Consider the following 17,624-nt stretch of genomic DNA (forward strand, 5'->3'; position numbering starts at 1 on the left):
ACAGACTGCGGGCGGAGGATTACCACCGCCCGAGCCCAAAGGATTATTGCATGCCGTTGAAGGCGTCGACGATAGCTTTGCCCTGATCGCCCGAGGCTTCAAGCCATTCGTTGGTCATGGTGACACCGATGTCTTTCAGTTCCCCAACCATCTGGTCAGACGCCGGACCAACCGTCATGCCGCCATCGCGCAGGCCCTGAAGGGTAAAGCCGGTGTATTCCTTGGAGCGCCAGTTGCCCGCATATTCGGCCAGTTCCGCACAAGCGCGCACCACGTTCTTGTTTTGATCGGACACGCCCGACCAGACACCGGAGTTCACGAAGACATAGTTGCGCGGCAGCCAGGCATCTACCTCGTAGAAGTAGTTCAGGCTTTCCCAGACCTTGCGGTCATAGCCGGTGGAGCCGGAGGACACCATGGAGTCGGCGACACCGGTGGCGAAGGCCTGGCTGATCTCGGCAGCTTCAATGGTGACGGGCAGCATTCCGGTCAGCTCAGCCAGGCGCGATGTAGCATTGTTGTAGGAACGGAACTTGATGCCCTTCATGTCTGCGACCGAGGTCACCTCGTTCTTGAAGTAGAGGCCCTGCGGCGGCCACGGCACGGAATAGAGCAGCGTCAGGTTCTGTTCCGCAAGAAGTTCGGTCAGCGGGGCCTTGGCAGCCTTCCACAGCTTGTCACTGTCATCGAAAGAGGTTGCAAGGAACGGCACCGAGTCAAATCCGAACAGCGCGTTTTCGTTCTGGTGGCCCGAAAGCAGGCGCTCGCCAATTGGGGCCTGACCGGTCTGGACGGCGCGCTTGATGTCAGCGCCCTTGAACAGCGACCCCGACGGGTGGGTTACGATCTCGATCTCGCCACCGGTACCGGTGGTCACGCATTTGCCGAATTCTGCGGCTGTCACCGAGTGGAAGTTCGAGCCGGAATACGCCAGCGGCATGTCCCATTTTTCAGCCGAGGCCGTGGTGGCGGCTGCGGCGGTCAGCGCCGTTGCAGCAAGCAGTTTCGTCATCTTTTTCATTGTATTCTCCCTGAGGGTCTCTGTTGGTTGTTAGGCTTTTTATGTTGTGTAGCGGGACGGAGCATAAACACTCATGTCCACATTCGGTTGCCTGCCCGAAATCATTTGCGCCAAAAGGCGCCCGGTTCTTGGTCCGCCTGTCAGACCAATATGGTGATGGCCAAAGCCCAAGTAGGCCCCCGCAACACCCGGCACTTCTCCGATCACCGGAATGGAATCTGCCGGGGCGGGACGGTGCCCCATCCATTCGACCTCGTCCTTCCAGGTTATCCCCGGAATGGCCGCGCGGATATTCTTTTTCAAAAGCGCAAAAGGCGCGCGCGAGGGCGGTGCGTCAATGCCTCCGAATTCCACGATACCCGCAAGACGCAACCGTCCGTCCATGGGTGTGGCCACGAATTTTCCCGAGGCGATCATCACCGGCGCACGCGGCATGATTGACGGCTCAACCAGTTCAAGATGGTAGCCGCGCTCGGCTTCCAGTGGTACCGAGACGCCCAGTTTTTCGGCCATGGGTTTCGACCAGACGCCGGAGGCAATCACCACGCTGTCACATGGCAAAAGGGTTCCCCCTGCCCGCACTCCGGTGACTTTTCCATTCTCCCGCGCGACATCTTCGAATTCTGCGCGGATCACCTTGCCGCCCTGTGCCTCGAAGTGACGGGCCAAGTCCTTCACATACAGGCCGGGATCCGAAATGCGCCCGTGGTCCGAAAGTTTCGCGGCAAAGCCCAGTTCTGGTCCGAAGACCCCGTCGTAGTCGCGAAAGGTCTGCCCTTCGAGCTCTTCCCAGGTAAAGCCGCTTTCACGGCGCAGCCCCCACCCGAAGGCGTCGCCCTCGAAATGCTTGCGATCGTTGTAGATGTAGAGATAGTCCGACGGGTGTATCCACTTCTCGGCACCGGTTCCTTCCGCAAGGGCCAGGTGGTCGGACAGGCTATCGCTTGTGACGCCGGCAATTGCCCGAGAGATACGGCGCGTGTCATTGGCGTTTGCATGCCGCATGTATTTCCAAAGCCAAGGGATCAGCTTGGGGACATAGCCCCATTTCATGAACAGGGGCTGGGACGGATCAAGCAACATGCGCGGGGCTTTCCAGATCAAGCCCGGCCCCGTCACCGGCACCACCGAACAGGAGGCCAGCACGCCACCGTTGCCATGGCTGGCCGCGTCCCCCGGAGCACCCTTGTCGATCAGGGTGACCGAATGGCCGTCGCGTTGCAGCCAGATCGCGGTGGACACCCCGACAATACCAGCACCAATCACGGCAATGGTTTTCGAAGGCCCGGTCATGCCGCCACCGCGCGTGACTGGGAGTAGTGATCCAGTTTGCCAATATCGGGGCGGCAGCCCAATCCCGGGCCATCCGGCACGACAACCTGGCCGTTCTCGACCACAAAGGGCGCTTCGAGAATGTCTTCCTTGAGGAAATAGGACGCCTGGTAGAACTCGCACCCAAGCGTGATTTCGGGTGTCGCGGCAATCATATGTGTACCCGCCAGATGCGCCAGCCCGGCCTCGAACATGTCACCGCCATAGGCCATCAGACCATTGGCCGCGGCGATCCGGGCCACGCTTTGCGCCCGGGTCAGGCCACCGGACTTCATGATCTTGATCGAGACGCCATCACAGATGCCTTCGCGGGCGGCACGGGTCATGTCCTCGGGGCCAAACACACTCTCGTCCGCCAGCAGGGGAACATCCACCATGTTCCGCAAGCGGGCCATCATGGCAAAATGATGGGCACGGACGGGCTGTTCGATAAAGTCCGGCTTGAAGGTCGCGACATCCCGCACCTGCGCCGGGGCATCGTCGATGCTGAGCCCCTGATTGTAGTCGACCCGTACACGGAAATCGGGGAAATCAGCGGCAATCCGTTCGAGGCGCATCACGTCAAAGGCGTGATCCTTGAACCCGGTCTTGAGCTTGATCAGGCCCACGCCGTCGGCCCGCAGGCGGTGCAACAGGTCGATATCCTGTGAGAAATCGGGGTTCGCGATCGAGCAGCTGAGCGGAATTGTATCGCGGCATTTGCCGCCAAGCAGCGCCCAGACCGGTTGCTGCGTGATATGCCCGGCGAGATCGACAAGTGCCGTCTCGAGCGCGGCCTTGGCTTCGGTACAATGGGCCACGGCATAGGCCGCATCCGCCATGATCGCCGCACGGTCGGCAACCCGACGCCCCACGACAAGAGGGCGCAGGTAACGGTTCAGCGCCGCATAGGTGGCCTCGGGTGTGCCGGTAAACACCGACCACGGCGACGCCTCGCCAAAGCCTTCTGCTCCCCCTTCGGCACGCAGGCGCAGCACGACGATTTCGCAACTGCCCTCGACCGAGCCGATACCGTGATCACGGCGCGACACCACGGGCAATGCAAGGTGCCACACGTCCATCGCCGTGATTTTCTGTTTCAAGTCTGACATTGGGTCCCCGAGTTTTTTTCAGGCTCCCACGGGGCCTTCATCATTTCAAATACGGATTTCTATGTATATCATCATAAAAAATGATGAGGCATCTATGGCGCTACGCTTTCGACAACTTCAGGCGTTCCATGCGATCGTTGAAACCGGCACGGTGACGGCGGCCGCAGAATTGCTTGGCATTTCGCAACCCGGCATCTCGAACCTTCTTGCCCAGCTTGAGCGGGAAACCCGGTTCCAGCTGTTCGAACGGAACAAGGGGCGATTGGTTGCCACCCCCGAGGCGGCGGTGCTGTATCAGGAGGTGGACACGGTGGTGCGCGGGCTGGATCACGTGGCGCAGGCCGTGACCGACCTCCAGAACAAGCAGATGGGCCAGTTGCAGGTAGCCTCTCAACACTCGATGTCCTTTGGCTTCATGCCCCAGCTTATTGCCCGGTTTGCCAAGGATCGGCCGGAGATGTCGATCAGCTTTCAGTCGCAGTATTCGTCGAAGATCCAGGAATGGGTGATGTCGGGTCTTTTCGAGATCGGGGTTTGCGAATTACCGTTGCTCTATGACGCGATGAACGTCCATCACTTCCAGGTCGAGACGTTCTTGGCGATGCCAGAGGGGCATCCCTTGTCGACGCACGAGGAACTGACCCCTGCCCTACTGGAAAACGAACCCTTCATCGTCATGGGACCGGATCACATGACCCATCGTCGAACCAGAGAGGCATTTCACACGGCAGGTGCGACGTGGAAAACGCGGGTGCACTCGCACCTGTTCAAGAACATGCTGAGTTTCGTACGCGAGGGCATGGGGGTGTCGATCCTCGATCCCTTCGCGCTTGAGTTTGACCGGGGCGGCGGCGTGGTGACGCGGCGCTTCCGCCCCCGGATCACGATGGAGATGGCGGTGATCACATCAAAAACCCGACCGCTGTCTACGGTCGGGCAAGAGTTTCTGGAATTGCTGCTGCGCGAATTGGAGCCTTATGCGGTTGACGGGGTCACTCCGGCCTAACCCATCCAGCGCATGACAGGCGCCGCGCTTTCCTCAAGCGGCTGGGTCACGATGTCGATCAGGGTTGGCCCCGCGTGGGCCATGGCTTCTGCGATTACCGCATCCAGATCCCCCGGATCTTCCACACGCCAGGACTTCACACCAAATCCTTCGGCCACCTTGGCGTTGTCCGTCCGCGCAAAATCGACGTTGTAGTAGCGCGCCTCCTTGTCGGCATACTGGCTGGCTTTGATCCACCCGAAGTTACTGTTGTTGAACACGATGTAGGTGATCGGGGCGTTGGATCGAACAACAGTTTCCAACTCGCCACAGGAAAAGGCGAAAGACCCGTCGCCCATCATGGCGACAACCTTGCTGTCGGGCCGCCCGTACCAGGCCCCCAGGGCCGCCCCAAGCGAATAGCCCAATGCGCCATGTGCGCGGTTGGTTATGTATTGGCGACCCGAAGACTTCTGTTGCGAATATGCGTTGTAGTAGGGACAGCTTGTGCCCGGATCGCTTACGACAATGGCGTCGTCAGGCAGGTGGCGGTTCAGCGTGTCGATGATGCGTTCCGGTCGGATCGGCGTATCTGTCGACGCGGCAAGGGCGGCAAACTTAGCAAACTTGCGGGATTTGATGTCCGCGACGGTGGCCGCGCCTCCAAAGGTCTTGACCTCGTCGAGGCCGTCCAGAACCGCGTTGGCCTGATCAAGCGCGAGGCGCAGGTCACCAACCACGCCTGCCTCGGTGGGATAGTTCGCCCCGATGGTCATGGGATCACTGTCGAAATGCACGATACGGGCCCCGGGCCTGGGGGCGCTCCAGCGGGATGTGGTTGTTGATCCGGCGCGACAGCCCATGAAGATCACGAGATCGGCCGCCTCCATCATCTCCCAGGTTTCATCCGTGCCACCATTCGACCCCACGACGCCCAGCGATTGCGGGTTGTCGTCTGCAAGCGCGCCCTTACCCGAGATGGATGTTGCCACAGCGATGTCGAGACGGCTGGCAAACCGGTCGAGCGCGTCCATGGCGCCCGAGATGACCACACCGCCTCCACAGACGATAAGCGGTTTTTCCGCCGAAAGGATGGCCTCGACCGCGGCTGCCACCGATCCGGGTTCCGGCGCGACGGGATAGGCCGGATAGGCATTGTGCTTTGGATCGGCCCAAATGTCCTGAGCGTCCACGTGTTCGTACTGAATGTCATAAGGCAACCCGAGATGCGCCGAACCCGACCGCCCTGTTGTCATGGCGCGGAACGCCTGACGAACCATGCGCGGAATATGCTCGGACTTCTTGATGACGGTGTTGAACTTGGTCAACGGGCGCATCAACGCGTCCTGATCCACCTCGGTCAGGGGGTACTTGCCATAAGAGGATACAGAGATGTCCGTTGTGATGGCCAGAACCGCGTAGGAGCTTTCATTGGCTTCGATGAGGCCGGGAAGAATATAGGTCGCGCCCCCGCCGGAAGGCCCTTCGCAGACCCCCACCCGTCCGGTCACGCGGGAAAACCCGTCGGCCATATAGGCCGCGCAGCGTTCATCGCGCGTCAGCACATGGGTGATGTTGTGATCAAGGCGCAGCATGGCATCGTAAAACGGCAACGTCGTGTCACCGCACAGGCCGAAGATATGGGTCACACCCTGGGCTTCGAGCATACGCACCATCGCTTCGGCACCATTCAACTGGTTTGCAAGGTCCTTTGCCATCCGAAATCACTCCCTCTCTGGAATCAGATGTGTTCAGAGCTGTATGCAGCATTCAGACCTGTATACAGGTTTGTATATTGAAATCAAATCCCCTCTGTGGCACACCCGTTTCAAGACGAAGGAGACAGCTATGGCCGAAGGGCGCGTCGAAGATATTTATGACCGGCTCAAGCAGATGGCGGTGACATTCCGCCTGCGTCCGGGCGACCGGTTGAACGAAGTGGCCCTGTCGCGGGAACTTGGTGTCAGCCGCACACCGCTGCGCGAAGCCCTGAACCGCCTTGTCGCCGAAAAGATGTTCGACTTTCAGCCGGGCGCCGGCTTTTTCTGTCGGGAACTGGACGCAAAAACCGTCTTTGATCTGTACGAATTGCGGGAAACGCTGGAATGCACGGCAGTACGTCTGGCCTGCGAACGGGCCAGCGACGATGACCTGAAAGCGTTGCAAGACGAACTCTATTCGACCGGGATCGACGTGACGGGGCTAACCGTTGCCGAAGCCTGTGATCGCGACGAGGCCTTTCACGTCGCGATTGCACGCCTGTCCGGCAACGCGGTTTTGACCGCGCAACTGGAGCGGATCAACGAGCGGATTCGATATGTTCGCTGGGTCAGCATGTCGATGGGCAAGCTGCGCAAGTCAAAAAGCGAACACGTCGCCGTCATGGAAGCGCTTCTGGCGCGGGACGCGGACAGGGCATCAGAGGTGCTGGGCCGGCACATTGCCAAGCGTCTCGACCAGGTGACAGAGGTCGTGCGGCAGGGCATTTCCAACATCTACATGAATACGGTCGATGAGCTGTCGACGCAGGTTCTTCTGGAGGAAGAGGCATGATGACCGGAGGTATCGCCCGTGGCGGCAAGTCGATCTATGGGGCGTCTGTTGGCATTCTTATGCTCGATGCCCGTTTTCCCCGGATTCCCGGCGACATGGGCAATGCCCAGAGCTGGCCTTTCCCGGTGCACTACAGGATCGTGCGCAATGCCTCGCCCGACATCGTGGTGCGCAAGGGTGGAGAAGGCACGCTGGACCTATTCATCGACGCCGCCCGCGCCTTGGTTCAGGATGGCGTGGACGGGATCACCACAAACTGCGGGTTCCTCGCCCTGTTTCAAGAGGAGATTGCCGCCGCTGTGCCGGTGCCTGTCGTCACCTCGTCCCTTATGCAGGTCGATTTCGTGAACCGGATGCTGCCCAAGGGCAAACGCGCCGGGGTGTTGACGATCTCTGCTTCGACATTAACGCAGGCGCATCTGGATGCGGCCAATGTCCCTGCAGGCACACCGATCGGGTCAACCGAAGGCGGCAAGGAGTTCACCCGCGCCATTCTGGACAACGAGATGGAGCTGAACGTGGCACTTGCGCGGGAGGACAACGTTCAGGCAGCGCTGGCCCTGCAGGCCGAGAACCCTGATCTTGGAGCCATCGTTCTGGAATGCACGAACATGTGCCCCTATGCGGCGGATATCTCGGCGGCGACTGGCCTGCCCACCTATTCGATCCTCAGCCTTGTCACGTGGTTCCAGTCGGGCCTTCAGCCACCGCGCTGGTAGTCAGACCGCGTCATCCGGGCGGGGCGGATTGCGCCAAAGCAGCACAACCCTGACCAGCAGGATGAGAAGAAAGGCTGCAAGGGTGGCTGTCGGCTCGCCCAGCACCTGCCTGAGGCCAAGATATGCCGCGCCGCCGGCAAGCGAGATCGTGGCATAAAGGTCTTCGCGCAACACGCTGGGGGTGATGTTGCACAAGAGATCCCGGATCATGCCGCCAGCGGTTCCGGTGACGCATCCGATCACGATGGCAAGAACCGGGGAAACCCCGGCCCCCAGAGCCACCTGAACCCCTGTCAGCGTGAAAAGCGCAAGGCCGATTGCATCAAGGTACATCAGCAAGGCAAGGCGGCGACCATTGCCGGTGGGCATCCGGGCCGCAATGTAGAAACTCAGCATCGCGGACGGCACGGCAACGAGCAGAAATCGCAGGTCGGTGATCCAGAAGACCGGGGTCAGCCCCAGCAGAAGATCACGCAGGGTGCCCCCCCCGACGGCTGTTACGATGCCAAGGACGGTCGCGCCGAACAGATCAAGGCTGAAACGGCGCGCCTGGATGGCAGCAGACGCTGCCATCACGGCGGTTGCCACCAGAGACAGTGGCACAAAGATATGCGAAAGCGATTCCATCGCCCCCAGCTTAGTCGTCGCAGGCGGCGGTGACGATCATTTCCACCTTGAGAACGTCACGGGCCAGCTTGGCTTCGCCACAGGCGCGAGCCGGCGCGTGGCCTTCGGGCACCCAGGCATCCCAAACAGCGTTCATCTCGGCGAAATCGGCCATATCGGCAACCCAGATCACGCATTGCAGGATACGGGTCTTGTCGGATCCGGCCTTGGCAAGAAGGTCTTCGACTTTCTCAAGGATTTCGCGGGTCTGGTCTGCCACGGTGGCGGCATCGGAAACCTGGCCACAGAGATAGGCAACGCCATTGTGCTTGACGATCTTGCTCATGCGTTGGCCGGTTTCGATACGGGTGATGGTCATGGTTGTCTCCTGTCAAAGAACTTTGCGGTCATAGCGGTCGATGCGGAACGCGGAAAGGTCAAAATCGCTTGCGCCGGTCAGAACGAGGTCCGCCATGACTTTTCCCACGACCGGCCCCATCTGGAAGCCATGCGCGGAAAAGCCGAAGGCGTGGAAAGCACGGTCTGCATTGACGGCTGGTCCGATCACCGGAAGGTTGTCGGGCATATAAGCCTCCAGCCCGGCCCACATCCTGTTGATGGATGCCTTGGCCATGATCGGGAAAAACTCGATCGCGGTACGTGACGCCTGAGCCAGTTTGGCATAGTCGAGCCGGGTGCGATTGGCCGCGCGGTCGGCAAACCCCTTGGCCCCTCCGCCAATCAGAACGGTGCCGTTTTCGAACTGCTTGAAACTCAGCTGGCGGCTGACGGCACCGACGACGGGGGACGCAAAGTGCGGCATACGAGCGGTGATCATCAGCATGGGTGCTGCGTGGCTGAGGGGGACGTTGTCACCGATCATCGCGGCCACGCGATCGGCCCAGGCCCCGGCGCAATTCACGATGGTGCCTGCCGAGATATCTCCGCGTGAGGTGGCCGCCAGCCATGCCTCGCCAATTCTGCGCAGCCCTGCGAGTTCGGTGCCTTCCAGAAAGGTTACGCCGTGGCGCTCCGCCGCGAGACGAAAGGCATTTGTCGCCTTGTAGGGAATGGCATAGCCATCCAGCTCTGACATTGCGCCGCCCACGCAGGTCGGATCAACGAATGGGAGCTTCTCGCGAAGTTCATCCCGCGAAATAATACGCTCGTGGTCATAGCCAAGCGCCTGCATCTTTTGCTGCCTGTCATTCAGGGCCGCAATATCGGCGTCATCGGCGGCGATATTGATAAGGCCCTTTGCACGGAACCCTGTATCGGCCTCAAGCTCTTCGTCGAGAGTATGCCACATCCGCATGGACTGTCGCGACAGCGGCACCTCGGCCAAGTCACGCCCGATAAGGCGCACACCTCCGGCGTTCACACCCGAGGCATGGCGGGCAATATAGTCTTTTTCCACGACCAGGACCGAGACGCCCTGGCGTGCGAGCTGATAGGCCGTCGCGCAGCCCTGAATACCACCGCCAACAATAAGGACATCCGCGTTCATTTCGTGCCTCCCTCATCAGGAACGACAGTTTGAAACTGACTGAATTCCTCAAGGCTCAAGAGTTTCTGCGGGCTGCGCAGGCGGTAGTAGCCCACGTCCTGAACCGGGAGGTCCTGCCATTTGGCGAGAAGGCCACTGACGATAGGACCACATTGCCGGCCCTGGCACGGCCCCATTCCACATCGCGTGCGGGACTTGAGGGCATTGGGATCACGTGCGCCTTCTTCGAAGCCCTGCCGAAGGTCGGACACGCGTTGTTCTTCACAGCGACACACCACCGTTTCACTGTCCTGCGGCAACCGCAGCGCGGGGCGCGGTTGGTAAAGGCGGTCGATGAACCGGCGAAAGCGTGCCAACCTGCGCAGCTGCGCAAGGTGCGGTTTGGCAAGGCGGTCGCGTTGATCCGAAGCAAGGTGTCCGAGGCGTGTGAGGACATTCATCGCGGCAAGCGTCCCTTCGTGTCGGGCACCGTCGGCCCCAACAATCCCGCCCCCGTCGCCTGCGACCGAGACATGCGGCAGCGAGCTTTGGCCAAAAGCGTCTTTCGTGACATGCCAGGCCAGCTGATTTTCGTTCCAATGATGCGCCAGCCCCAAGGCGCGGGTCACGTTCGGGTTGGGCAGCACACCGTGGTGCAGGAACACAGTGTCAGCCTTGATTTCCTGTCGCCCATCGGAGGTGAAAACCAATCCTTCGGCGCGCTGGTCGCCCAAAATCGCAAGATCGGTAGCATTGCGATACACAGGCACGCCCGCACGGCGGATTTCGGACAGCAGGGCGAGACCCTTGCGCAGAAGACCAAAGCCGCCCAAAGCTGCCGGCAGCAACGGCGCGGCCTTCAGGTAGTTTTCAGCGGGTGTCGTATCGACCAGCCCCGCAACCTTCACGCCGAGGCGCAGGTACTGGGCAGCGATCAGATAGAGAAGCGGGCCGGATCCGGCGAAAACCGCATTTTCGGCAACCATCGCATCGGATTTGAGCATGACCTGCGCGGCCCCCGCGGTCATGACGCCGGGCAAGGTCCAGCCCCTGATCGGCATCGGGCGCTCGATCGCTCCGGGACAGATGAGGATCTCGCGCGCCTCAGCCTGTTTCGTCGTGCCCTCGTGTGAATAGAGGATGCGCCCATCTTCGCCGATATGCCATACATCGGCGCCGGCGACGTGCTTGGCACGGCTGTTGGTGTAGGCAGACACCAGTTCGGCACCGGCTGCATAGTCCGGCCCAAGGACCGTGCAATCCGGAAGCGGCGATGTGCTGACAGAGCGGAAGATCTGCCCGCCGGGGGCAACACCCCGATCCAGCACAAGCGCCGAACGACCGTGTTCCGACAGGGTAAGAGCCGCGGACATGCCTGCAGGCCCTGCACCGATAATGACGCAATCAAATGCCATGTTATTTGGCCACCGAGGTCTCAGTAATAGTCTGGGTTGCGATGGTCATGCCGTCTGCAACGCGGCGCAGACAGGCCTGCTGGTTCGGGATACCGTCGATTTCGACCATGCATTCAAAGCAGACGCCCATCGCGCAATAGGCGCTCCGGTCCTCACCGGACAGGGCGGCCTTTCGGGTCGTGGTCTGCCCGGAGAGGGCCAGCGCAGACCAGACGGATTGACCGCTGGCAATCTCGACGGCGTGACCATTGACGCTCACGCGGACCAATTCCGGATTGTCGGTTCGAAGTGACCTGAACATGACCCAACTCCTGCAAGGCGAAAGGGGACCGGGGAGGAAGGCCCCCTTTCGCGTCTGGCGCTTACTCGGCGATCTTGTCGAGGATCGACTGGCCCCAGTCCTGACCAACGTCAGCCAGAACCTGCGGCCATACCTGCGCACGTACATGCTCGGCGGTCTTGGCCAGTTCCGCGTCGCTCAGCGATACAATCGAGGCACCATTGTCGACGAGTTTCTGTTCGAAGGCGCCCTGGTCTGCCTCGGCGGTTTCCCAACGCTTGGCTTCGAAATCGACAGCGGCCTGCTCAAGCGCAGCGCGGTCGGCGTCGGACAGGTCTGCAAGGGCACCGGAGTTGATGATCATGTACCAAACTTCGAAGTGGGTGTTCACGGGCACATAGGTGGTGGTCACATCGCGGAACGAAGCGTAGTAGCCTTCGGCACCCGAGCCGACAACACCGTCAACAACACCGGTCTGAACCGCGGTGAAGGCTTCCGAGAAGGGGATGGGCGAGGAAATGTACCCCAGAGCATCAGCGGTCAGCTGGAAGCTCTTAATACCCGGCACGCGGACCTTGATGCCCTTCGCAGCGGTCGGATCACCGGGGTTCACGGCGTCGGTGTTCAGCGCGATGCCGCCGAAATACACCGGATACGCGGCCAGCATGGTGATATCCTGCTTGGCATACAGACCTTTCATTGCTTCGTAGATCGCACCACCGGGGCCGTAGATCTTTTTGGCTTCGGCCCAGTTCGACGCGACATAGGGGAAGGCCGAAATCTGCATGCGGCGGTCAACGGCGGTTGCTGCCGGTTGAACCGCCATGTCGATGGCGCCAACCGAGATACGCTCCTGAACCGAGGTGTAGTCGCCTAGGGCAGAGGCCGGGAACAGGTTGAGTTCAAGCGACCCGTTGGTTGATGCCGACAGACCCTCTGCAAAGGCGCGCAGTTCGTTGTCGATGGTCGCGCCCTGCGGTCGGATGTGGCTGAGTTTCAGCGTATCCGCCGCTGCCACACCAGCCGTCGCCAGAACAGCCGCTGCAAGGCAGGTCGATTTAAGGAAGTTCATCATGGTAGGTCTCCTCCGTGAGTGATGAAGTCTTGGGAAAGTATGCTCAGTAGCCGAAGACACGCGGCAGCCAGAGCGAGAGGTCGGGCCAGAAGCTGGTGAGGAACACCACCGGCAGGTAGCCCAGAAGGATCAGTGTCATTGCGGGACGGATCACCTTGGTCACAGGCACACGTCCGATCCGCGCACCGAGGTAAAGGATCGAGGCATAGGGCGGTGTTACGCCGCCCATCGCGGTGTTGACGCCCATGATCGCGGCGAACTGGATTGGACTCACGCCGATCGCCTGCATCAGCGGCAACAGCAGCGGGGCAATCAGGATGATGGCCGTCACGTCGTTGACCACCATGCCCACAAGGAACAGCAGGATGTTGATCAGGATCAGCAGGATCGTCTTGTTCTCGGTGATCGAGAAGATCGCCTGGACCAGGGCTTGCGGCACGCTTTCAAGAACGAACATCTGGCTCAGGATCATCGAGAACAGGATCATCAGCATGATCGCGCCAACAGATGTTGCTGCCTCGCGCCCTGCCCCGAGGAACGTCTTGAGTGACAGGCCGCGGTAGATCAGGAAACCCACCGGCACAGCATAGATAACAGCAACGGCCGCTGCCTCGGTTGGGGTCATGATCCCACCGTAGATGCCGCCGAGGATGATCACCGGCATCAGCAGCGCCGGGGTTGCCTTGAGGCCGCGACCGGTTGCTTCGGCCACAAACGCCCGCCCCTTGAGGGGTTCGTTCAGTTGCAGCGGGAACTTGCGCGCCATGCGGATGTTCACAACCGAAAAGCTGGTCATGATCAGGAGGCCGGGACCAAGCGTCGCGAGGAAGCAGGCAAGAATGGAGGTATCGGTGACCCACCCGTAGACGATCATGGTGACCGACGGCGGGATCAACAGGCCGAGCAGGGAGGCATTGGCAATCAGCGCCGTTGCGTATTCACGCGGGTAGCCCTGTTTCTCCATCTCGGGGATCAACAGCGGGCCGATGGCGGCCACACCGGTCAGGCCCGAGCCCGAAATCGCACCGATCAGCGCGCAGGATACGGTCGCCACCACACCCAATCCGCCGCGCAGGTGGCCAATGAAGATATTGACGAAGTTCAACAGCGAAGCCGCAATGCCCGAGACCGACATGATGGTCCCCGCCAGAACGAAGAGCGGGATAGCGAGCAGCACCGGGTTGCCAAGTTGCTGAAAGCCCCAGAGCATGTTGCCCTTCATGACCACGTCGCCGATGAAATACATCACCATCAGACCGGCCCCGAAACAGTAGGGCAATGGCACACCAAGCGTCAGCAGGACGACAAGAACCAGTACCGCGAGAAGCGCAATCTCAACCATCTCAGGACTCCTTGGCAAAAACGGCGCGCAGGTGCCCGAGAAGGTGCCACGCGGTAAAGATCATCATCAGGACCAGCCCAACGGTCAGGGCCACATCGAGATAGAAGGTGGGGAGGTAGAGGGTCGGGCTTTCACGCCACACACGCAGTGAGTACTGGGTAAAGTCCCACGCCCAGGTCGTGAGCCAGATACCGACGGCAAGGCTGATCACTTCACCGATGATGGCAAGGACCTGATGTTGCCGCTCGGTGCTGAGAAAGATCTCGAGTACATTGGCGCGGATGTGGGTGTTTTCCCGCGAGGCATTCACCGCCCCAAGCATGTAGAGCCACATGGTTGGGTAGAGCAGGCTTTCTTCCAGGCCCATGACCGGGATTTCCAGCACGTAGCGGGTGATCACCTGCACGAACTGACCCAGCGCAACCAGGCAGATCAGAATGGTCAGCGTGATGCTGGCAAAGCGTTCCATTTTCTCCTCCGTGGACCGGCCCATGCCGGTGCCAAAAGCTTTCGGAAAAGCATGCAAACGCACCTCATTAAGTCAAAACGATTAAATTGATACTTGAATAGAGTTGCTTTATAGATGTGAAAAAACGTGAGTGTTTCCAATGGTTCAAAACGTCAGCATTCGACAGCTTCAGGCCTTTCGAGAGGTTATGCGGGCGGGTTCCGTCTCGGATGCGGCACGAATCCTCGGGCGCACTCAGCCTGCTGTCAGCGCGCTGATTGCGAACCTCGAAGCGGAATTGGAACTGCCGCTGTTCCGACGGCAGCGCGGCAAGTTGGAACCAACGCCCGAGGCAAAGTTCTTCGTGGAAGAGGCGGAAGCGATCCTTGACCGGCTGTCGCTGTCGACCCGGACAATGAAAGAAATCGGCGCGCTGGAAAAGGGGCGGCTGAACGTCGCCTGCATGCCCGCGGCAGCCACCATGATGATGCCAAGGTTGCTGGGCGAGTTCCTGAAAGACAAACCGGATGTGAAGGCCTCTCTCATGATGCGGGCCTCACCGGTGATCGAGGAATGGGTCCTGTCGCAGCAATATGACATTGGTCTTGCCGAAACGCCTTCGCCCTCTTCGGCTCTGAAGGCAGACAACTTTGAACTGGATTGCGTGTGTGCCGTTCCCCAGGGCGACGCGCTGGCCGACTTGGAGGCAATCGAGCCGAGGCACCTTTCCGGCAGGCCGATGGCCGCCCTTCAGGAAGGGCACCCGAACCTGATCGCCACGAAGGCTGCCTTTGCCTCCCAGAAAGCCACGTTCGAGCATCGGTTTGAGTTGAGAACGTTTCATCCGGCCCTGACGCTGGTCGAGCAGGAACTGTGCTATTGCGTGTGTGACCCGATTACGGCAGCCGGGTATCTCAAGACCAGCCCGACACCTCACCCGATTGTCTTTCGCCCGTTTCGCCCGCGCGTGGTACTGGAAGTTTCGGTGCTACAGCCCGCGCACCGCCCGCCCTCGGTGCTGGCCACCGAGTTCGCAGGACAGCTCTGCGCGGAGCTGGAAGAAATCAATCAACTGTTCTGAGACTGGTTACGGCCTTACCGTTCCAGAGAGACCCACAAGACGCGGGCATCTTCTTCGCTGGTGGACACACAGCCGTGGCCCATGCCGCTGTCATAGTAGACCGAGTCCCCTGCTTTCATGTGCAGGGGGCGATAGTGTTCGGTGTAGAGGGTGAGTTCGCCGCTGAGCACGAACATGAACTCTTCGCCCTGGTGGCGCACCCAGTTTTCGAACTCGGAAACATCACGCGCTTTGATCGTGCTGATGTAGGGTAGCATGCTTTTGCTTGTGAGTTCGGTGCACAGCAGTTCGTGAGAATAGGTCGGCGTTTCCTGCGGCTCACCCAGGCCTGAACGCGTATAGTCACGGCGGCCAGAAATATCGCTCTGACCGGACTGCACAAACAGTTGCGGGGTCTGCAACTCAAGGGTCTGCATCAGGCGGCGGATGATCTCGAAACTGGGCTTGGTCTGGTTGTTCTCGATCTTGGAAAGCGTCGACCGGCCAATACCCGCGGCCTTGGCAGCTTCTTCGAGCGTGAGGCCCTTTTCCTTACGGGCCTCACGAATCATTTTGCCCAAAACAGTACCGTCGGGTGCCTCCGCGGCATCCATTGCAGGGCCTTCGTCTTCAAAGCTGACAGGTTCCATGAACTCGGATTCTCCATTCGCCACCAAGACTTATCTCCTTTCCCGCGCTCCGTCAAAATTCACCAGAGGCCATTTTTGTTGCCATTAGTGGAAAAGTTTCCTAAAGGGGAATTGAGATGCATACAAGGGCATACATTCCCAATACGGAATACGGATGCCCAGGAGGGGAAAATCATGGGCGAATATGATCTGGTCGTGATCGGTGGTGGACCGGGCGGTTACGTTGCAGCGATCCGCGCAGCGCAACTGGGAATGAAAGTGGCCTGTGTAGAAGGCCGCGGTGCACTCGGCGGCACCTGCCTGAACGTCGGCTGCATCCCTTCGAAAGCGCTGCTGACCTCATCCGGAAAATATGCAGAACTGAGCCACCTTGCAGGTCACGGCATTTCAGTTGAAGGCGCGTCCCTGGACGTCCCCGGCATGATGGCACGCAAGGACAAGATCGTTGGTGACCTGACCAAGGGCATCGCCTTCCTGTTCCAGAAGAACAATGTCGACCTCATCGAAGGCTGGGCCTCGATCCCGGAAGCAGGCAAGGTCAAGGTTGGCAGCGAAGTCCTTGCGACCAGGAACATCCTTGTCGCCACCGGATCAGAGCCGACCCCCCTGCCCGGTATCGAGATTGACGAAGACAGCATCCTGAGCAGCACCGGTGCATTGGCATTGCAAGAGGTGCCCGAGCGTCTGGTGGTCATCGGTGCCGGTGTGATCGGCCTCGAACTGGGCCAGGTCTGGGCGCGTCTGGGCGCCAAGGTCACCGTCGTCGAGTATCTCGACCGCATCCTGCCGGGCATCGACGGTGAGATCGCCAAACTGGCTCAGCGCGCCCTGTCCAAACGTGGGCTGAAGTTCCAACTGGGACGCGCGGTGACATCGGTAGAAACCGGTGACAGCGGCCTGACCCTGACCATGGATCGGGTTGGCAAGGACACGCAGGAAACGCTGGAGGCCGACAAAGTTCTGGTCGCAATCGGCCGACGCCCTGTGACACGGGGCCTAGGGCTGGAAGACCTTGGTGTCGCGGTGAATGGCCGGGGGTTTGTCGAAGTGGACGAAACCTTCCAGACCAGCATTCCCGGCATCTATGCGATTGGCGATTGTGTTCCGGGCCCCATGCTCGCGCACAAGGCCGAGGAAGACGGCGTTGCCTGCGTCGAAATGCTGGCCGGTCACGCGGCCCACGTGGATTACGGCAAGGTTCCGGGCGTGGTCTACACCGATCCCGAAGTGGCTTCGGTTGGACTGACGGAAGAGGCCCTGAAAGAGGCCGGCACCGACTACATCAGCGGCAAGTTCGCTTTCATGGCCAACTCGCGAGCGCGGTCCAGCGGGGAAACTGATGGCGCGGTCAAGGTTCTGGCGACGCCCGAAGGCACGATCCTTGGCGCCCATATCTGCGGTGCGCATGGCGGAGACCTGATTGCGGAACTGGTTCTCGCAATGACCAAGGGGGCGACCCTGACCGACGTCATCCACAGCTGCCATGCCCACCCGTCGATGGCCGAAGCCGTCAAGGAAGCCTGCCTTGATGCGCTTGGCCGCGCGATCCACGCCTAAGGGA

18 protein-coding genes are annotated in these 17,624 nt (G+C 60.3%); 5 read left to right on the forward strand and 13 right to left on the reverse strand.

What is annotated here, in order from left to right; translation table 11 throughout:
* Positions 1-43: 43 nt before the first annotated feature.
* The 3 genes from ABWV42_RS03745 to ABWV42_RS03755 are packed head-to-tail and all read right to left on the reverse strand — an operon-like array spanning position 44 to position 3,444.
* Complete coding sequence (locus ABWV42_RS03745; RefSeq protein ID WP_255104753.1) at positions 44-1,021, reverse strand: TRAP transporter substrate-binding protein; 978 nt, start codon at positions 1,019-1,021, stop codon at positions 44-46.
* A gap of 39 nt (positions 1,022-1,060) precedes the next feature.
* Positions 1,061-2,314, reverse strand: a complete 1,254-nt coding sequence (locus ABWV42_RS03750) for an NAD(P)/FAD-dependent oxidoreductase (RefSeq protein WP_353338942.1) — start codon at positions 2,312-2,314, stop codon at positions 1,061-1,063.
* Positions 2,311-3,444, reverse strand: a complete 1,134-nt coding sequence (locus tag ABWV42_RS03755) for an enolase C-terminal domain-like protein (RefSeq protein WP_353338943.1) — start codon at positions 3,442-3,444, stop codon at positions 2,311-2,313. The genes ABWV42_RS03750 and ABWV42_RS03755 overlap by 4 nt, the downstream gene beginning before the upstream one ends.
* 94 nt (positions 3,445-3,538) lie before the next feature.
* Here ABWV42_RS03755 and ABWV42_RS03760 point away from each other — a divergent pair, with 94 nt between their 5' ends.
* Positions 3,539-4,450, forward strand: a complete 912-nt coding sequence (locus ABWV42_RS03760) for a LysR family transcriptional regulator (protein WP_255104748.1) — start codon at positions 3,539-3,541, stop codon at positions 4,448-4,450.
* On the opposite strand, the gene ABWV42_RS03765 is transcribed toward ABWV42_RS03760, so the two are convergent.
* Positions 4,447-6,147, reverse strand: coding sequence for a thiamine pyrophosphate-binding protein (locus tag ABWV42_RS03765; protein WP_353338944.1), 1,701 nt, complete (start codon positions 6,145-6,147; stop codon positions 4,447-4,449). The two genes, ABWV42_RS03760 and ABWV42_RS03765, sit on opposite strands and share 4 nt — an antisense overlap.
* Positions 6,148-6,277: 130 nt before the next feature.
* Between ABWV42_RS03765 and ABWV42_RS03770 the strand changes: the two genes are divergently transcribed.
* Positions 6,278-6,982 (forward strand): GntR family transcriptional regulator, encoded by a 705-nt coding sequence (locus tag ABWV42_RS03770; RefSeq protein WP_255104744.1) that lies wholly within the window; start codon positions 6,278-6,280, stop codon positions 6,980-6,982.
* Positions 6,982-7,701 carry an aspartate/glutamate racemase family protein gene (locus ABWV42_RS03775; protein WP_353338945.1) on the forward strand — a complete coding sequence of 240 codons (720 nt, stop codon included), beginning with the start codon at positions 6,982-6,984 and terminating at the stop codon, positions 7,699-7,701. Before ABWV42_RS03770 ends, ABWV42_RS03775 begins: the two co-directional genes overlap by 1 nt.
* On the opposite strand, the gene ABWV42_RS03780 is transcribed toward ABWV42_RS03775, so the two are convergent.
* The 8 genes from ABWV42_RS03780 to ABWV42_RS03815 all read right to left on the reverse strand — a co-directional run bounded on the left by ABWV42_RS03780 (position 7,702) and on the right by ABWV42_RS03815 (position 14,374).
* Positions 7,702-8,328: a trimeric intracellular cation channel family protein gene (locus ABWV42_RS03780; protein ID WP_353338946.1), complete on the reverse strand. Its 627-nt coding sequence runs from the start codon at positions 8,326-8,328 to the stop codon at positions 7,702-7,704. It lies immediately after the preceding gene.
* A 10-nt stretch (positions 8,329-8,338) separates the two neighbouring features.
* Positions 8,339-8,686 carry a RidA family protein gene (locus tag ABWV42_RS03785; RefSeq protein ID WP_255104739.1) on the reverse strand — a complete coding sequence of 116 codons (348 nt, stop codon included), beginning with the start codon at positions 8,684-8,686 and terminating at the stop codon, positions 8,339-8,341.
* 12 nt (positions 8,687-8,698) lie between these two features.
* Entirely contained in the window at positions 8,699-9,814 is a 1,116-nt protein-coding gene (locus ABWV42_RS03790; RefSeq protein ID WP_353338947.1) for an NAD(P)/FAD-dependent oxidoreductase, read from the reverse strand.
* The gene (locus ABWV42_RS03795; protein WP_353338948.1) at positions 9,811-11,208 is read right to left on the reverse strand and encodes an FAD/NAD(P)-dependent oxidoreductase; all 1,398 of its coding nucleotides are present in this window, start codon (positions 11,206-11,208) and stop codon (positions 9,811-9,813) included. Before ABWV42_RS03795 ends, ABWV42_RS03790 begins: the two co-directional genes overlap by 4 nt.
* A 1-nt stretch (position 11,209) precedes the next feature.
* The gene (locus ABWV42_RS03800) at positions 11,210-11,509 is read right to left on the reverse strand and encodes a (2Fe-2S)-binding protein (RefSeq protein ID WP_255104734.1); all 300 of its coding nucleotides are present in this window, start codon (positions 11,507-11,509) and stop codon (positions 11,210-11,212) included.
* Positions 11,510-11,570: 61 nt separating this feature from the next.
* Positions 11,571-12,563: a TRAP transporter substrate-binding protein DctP gene (gene dctP / locus ABWV42_RS03805; RefSeq protein ID WP_255104732.1), complete on the reverse strand. Its 993-nt coding sequence runs from the start codon at positions 12,561-12,563 to the stop codon at positions 11,571-11,573.
* A gap of 43 nt (positions 12,564-12,606) precedes the next feature.
* Positions 12,607-13,905, reverse strand: a complete 1,299-nt coding sequence (locus ABWV42_RS03810; protein WP_255104730.1) for a TRAP transporter large permease — start codon at positions 13,903-13,905, stop codon at positions 12,607-12,609.
* A gap of 1 nt (position 13,906) precedes the next feature.
* Positions 13,907-14,374, reverse strand: a complete 468-nt coding sequence (locus tag ABWV42_RS03815; RefSeq protein ID WP_255104728.1) for a TRAP transporter small permease — start codon at positions 14,372-14,374, stop codon at positions 13,907-13,909.
* Positions 14,375-14,513: 139 nt separating this feature from the next.
* Between ABWV42_RS03815 and ABWV42_RS03820 the strand changes: the two genes are divergently transcribed.
* The gene (locus ABWV42_RS03820) at positions 14,514-15,434 is read left to right on the forward strand and encodes a LysR substrate-binding domain-containing protein (RefSeq protein WP_255104726.1); all 921 of its coding nucleotides are present in this window, start codon (positions 14,514-14,516) and stop codon (positions 15,432-15,434) included.
* A gap of 14 nt (positions 15,435-15,448) precedes the next feature.
* Here ABWV42_RS03820 and ABWV42_RS03825 read toward each other — a convergent pair whose 3' ends face one another.
* Complete coding sequence (locus ABWV42_RS03825; protein ID WP_255105589.1) at positions 15,449-16,063, reverse strand: helix-turn-helix domain-containing protein; 615 nt, start codon at positions 16,061-16,063, stop codon at positions 15,449-15,451.
* Between the two features lie 174 nt (positions 16,064-16,237).
* Here ABWV42_RS03825 and lpdA point away from each other — a divergent pair, with 174 nt between their 5' ends.
* Positions 16,238-17,620, forward strand: coding sequence for a dihydrolipoyl dehydrogenase (gene lpdA, locus ABWV42_RS03830; RefSeq protein ID WP_353338949.1), 1,383 nt, complete (start codon positions 16,238-16,240; stop codon positions 17,618-17,620).
* Positions 17,621-17,624: the final 4 nt, after the last annotated feature.

It is taken from the genome of Pelagimonas sp. KU-00592-HH (genome assembly GCF_040369695.1).
Classification (GTDB): Bacteria; Pseudomonadota; Alphaproteobacteria; order Rhodobacterales; family Rhodobacteraceae; genus Shimia.

Bases quoted from the DNA above. Each gene is read 5' to 3' on its own strand.
- ABWV42_RS03745 (WP_255104753.1), bottom strand. From the start codon at position 1,021: ATGAAAAAGATGACGAAACTGCTTGCTGCAACGGCGCTGACCGCCGCA.
- ABWV42_RS03750 (WP_353338942.1), bottom strand. From the start codon at position 2,314: ATGACCGGGCCTTCGAAAACCATTGCCGTGATTGGTGCTGGTATTGTC.
- ABWV42_RS03755 (WP_353338943.1), bottom strand. From the start codon at position 3,444: ATGTCAGACTTGAAACAGAAAATCACGGCGATGGACGTGTGGCACCTT.
- ABWV42_RS03760 (WP_255104748.1), top strand. From the start codon at position 3,539: ATGGCGCTACGCTTTCGACAACTTCAGGCGTTCCATGCGATCGTTGAA.
- ABWV42_RS03765 (WP_353338944.1), bottom strand. From the start codon at position 6,147: ATGGCAAAGGACCTTGCAAACCAGTTGAATGGTGCCGAAGCGATGGTG.
- ABWV42_RS03770 (WP_255104744.1), top strand. From the start codon at position 6,278: ATGGCCGAAGGGCGCGTCGAAGATATTTATGACCGGCTCAAGCAGATG.
- ABWV42_RS03775 (WP_353338945.1), top strand. From the start codon at position 6,982: ATGACCGGAGGTATCGCCCGTGGCGGCAAGTCGATCTATGGGGCGTCT.
- ABWV42_RS03780 (WP_353338946.1), bottom strand. From the start codon at position 8,328: ATGGAATCGCTTTCGCATATCTTTGTGCCACTGTCTCTGGTGGCAACC.
- ABWV42_RS03785 (WP_255104739.1), bottom strand. From the start codon at position 8,686: ATGACCATCACCCGTATCGAAACCGGCCAACGCATGAGCAAGATCGTC.
- ABWV42_RS03790 (WP_353338947.1), bottom strand. From the start codon at position 9,814: ATGAACGCGGATGTCCTTATTGTTGGCGGTGGTATTCAGGGCTGCGCG.
- ABWV42_RS03795 (WP_353338948.1), bottom strand. From the start codon at position 11,208: ATGGCATTTGATTGCGTCATTATCGGTGCAGGGCCTGCAGGCATGTCC.
- ABWV42_RS03800 (WP_255104734.1), bottom strand. From the start codon at position 11,509: ATGTTCAGGTCACTTCGAACCGACAATCCGGAATTGGTCCGCGTGAGC.
- dctP (WP_255104732.1), bottom strand. From the start codon at position 12,563: ATGATGAACTTCCTTAAATCGACCTGCCTTGCAGCGGCTGTTCTGGCG.
- ABWV42_RS03810 (WP_255104730.1), bottom strand. From the start codon at position 13,905: ATGGTTGAGATTGCGCTTCTCGCGGTACTGGTTCTTGTCGTCCTGCTG.
- ABWV42_RS03815 (WP_255104728.1), bottom strand. From the start codon at position 14,374: ATGGAACGCTTTGCCAGCATCACGCTGACCATTCTGATCTGCCTGGTT.
- ABWV42_RS03820 (WP_255104726.1), top strand. From the start codon at position 14,514: ATGGTTCAAAACGTCAGCATTCGACAGCTTCAGGCCTTTCGAGAGGTT.
- ABWV42_RS03825 (WP_255105589.1), bottom strand. From the start codon at position 16,063: ATGGAACCTGTCAGCTTTGAAGACGAAGGCCCTGCAATGGATGCCGCG.
- lpdA (WP_353338949.1), top strand. From the start codon at position 16,238: ATGGGCGAATATGATCTGGTCGTGATCGGTGGTGGACCGGGCGGTTAC.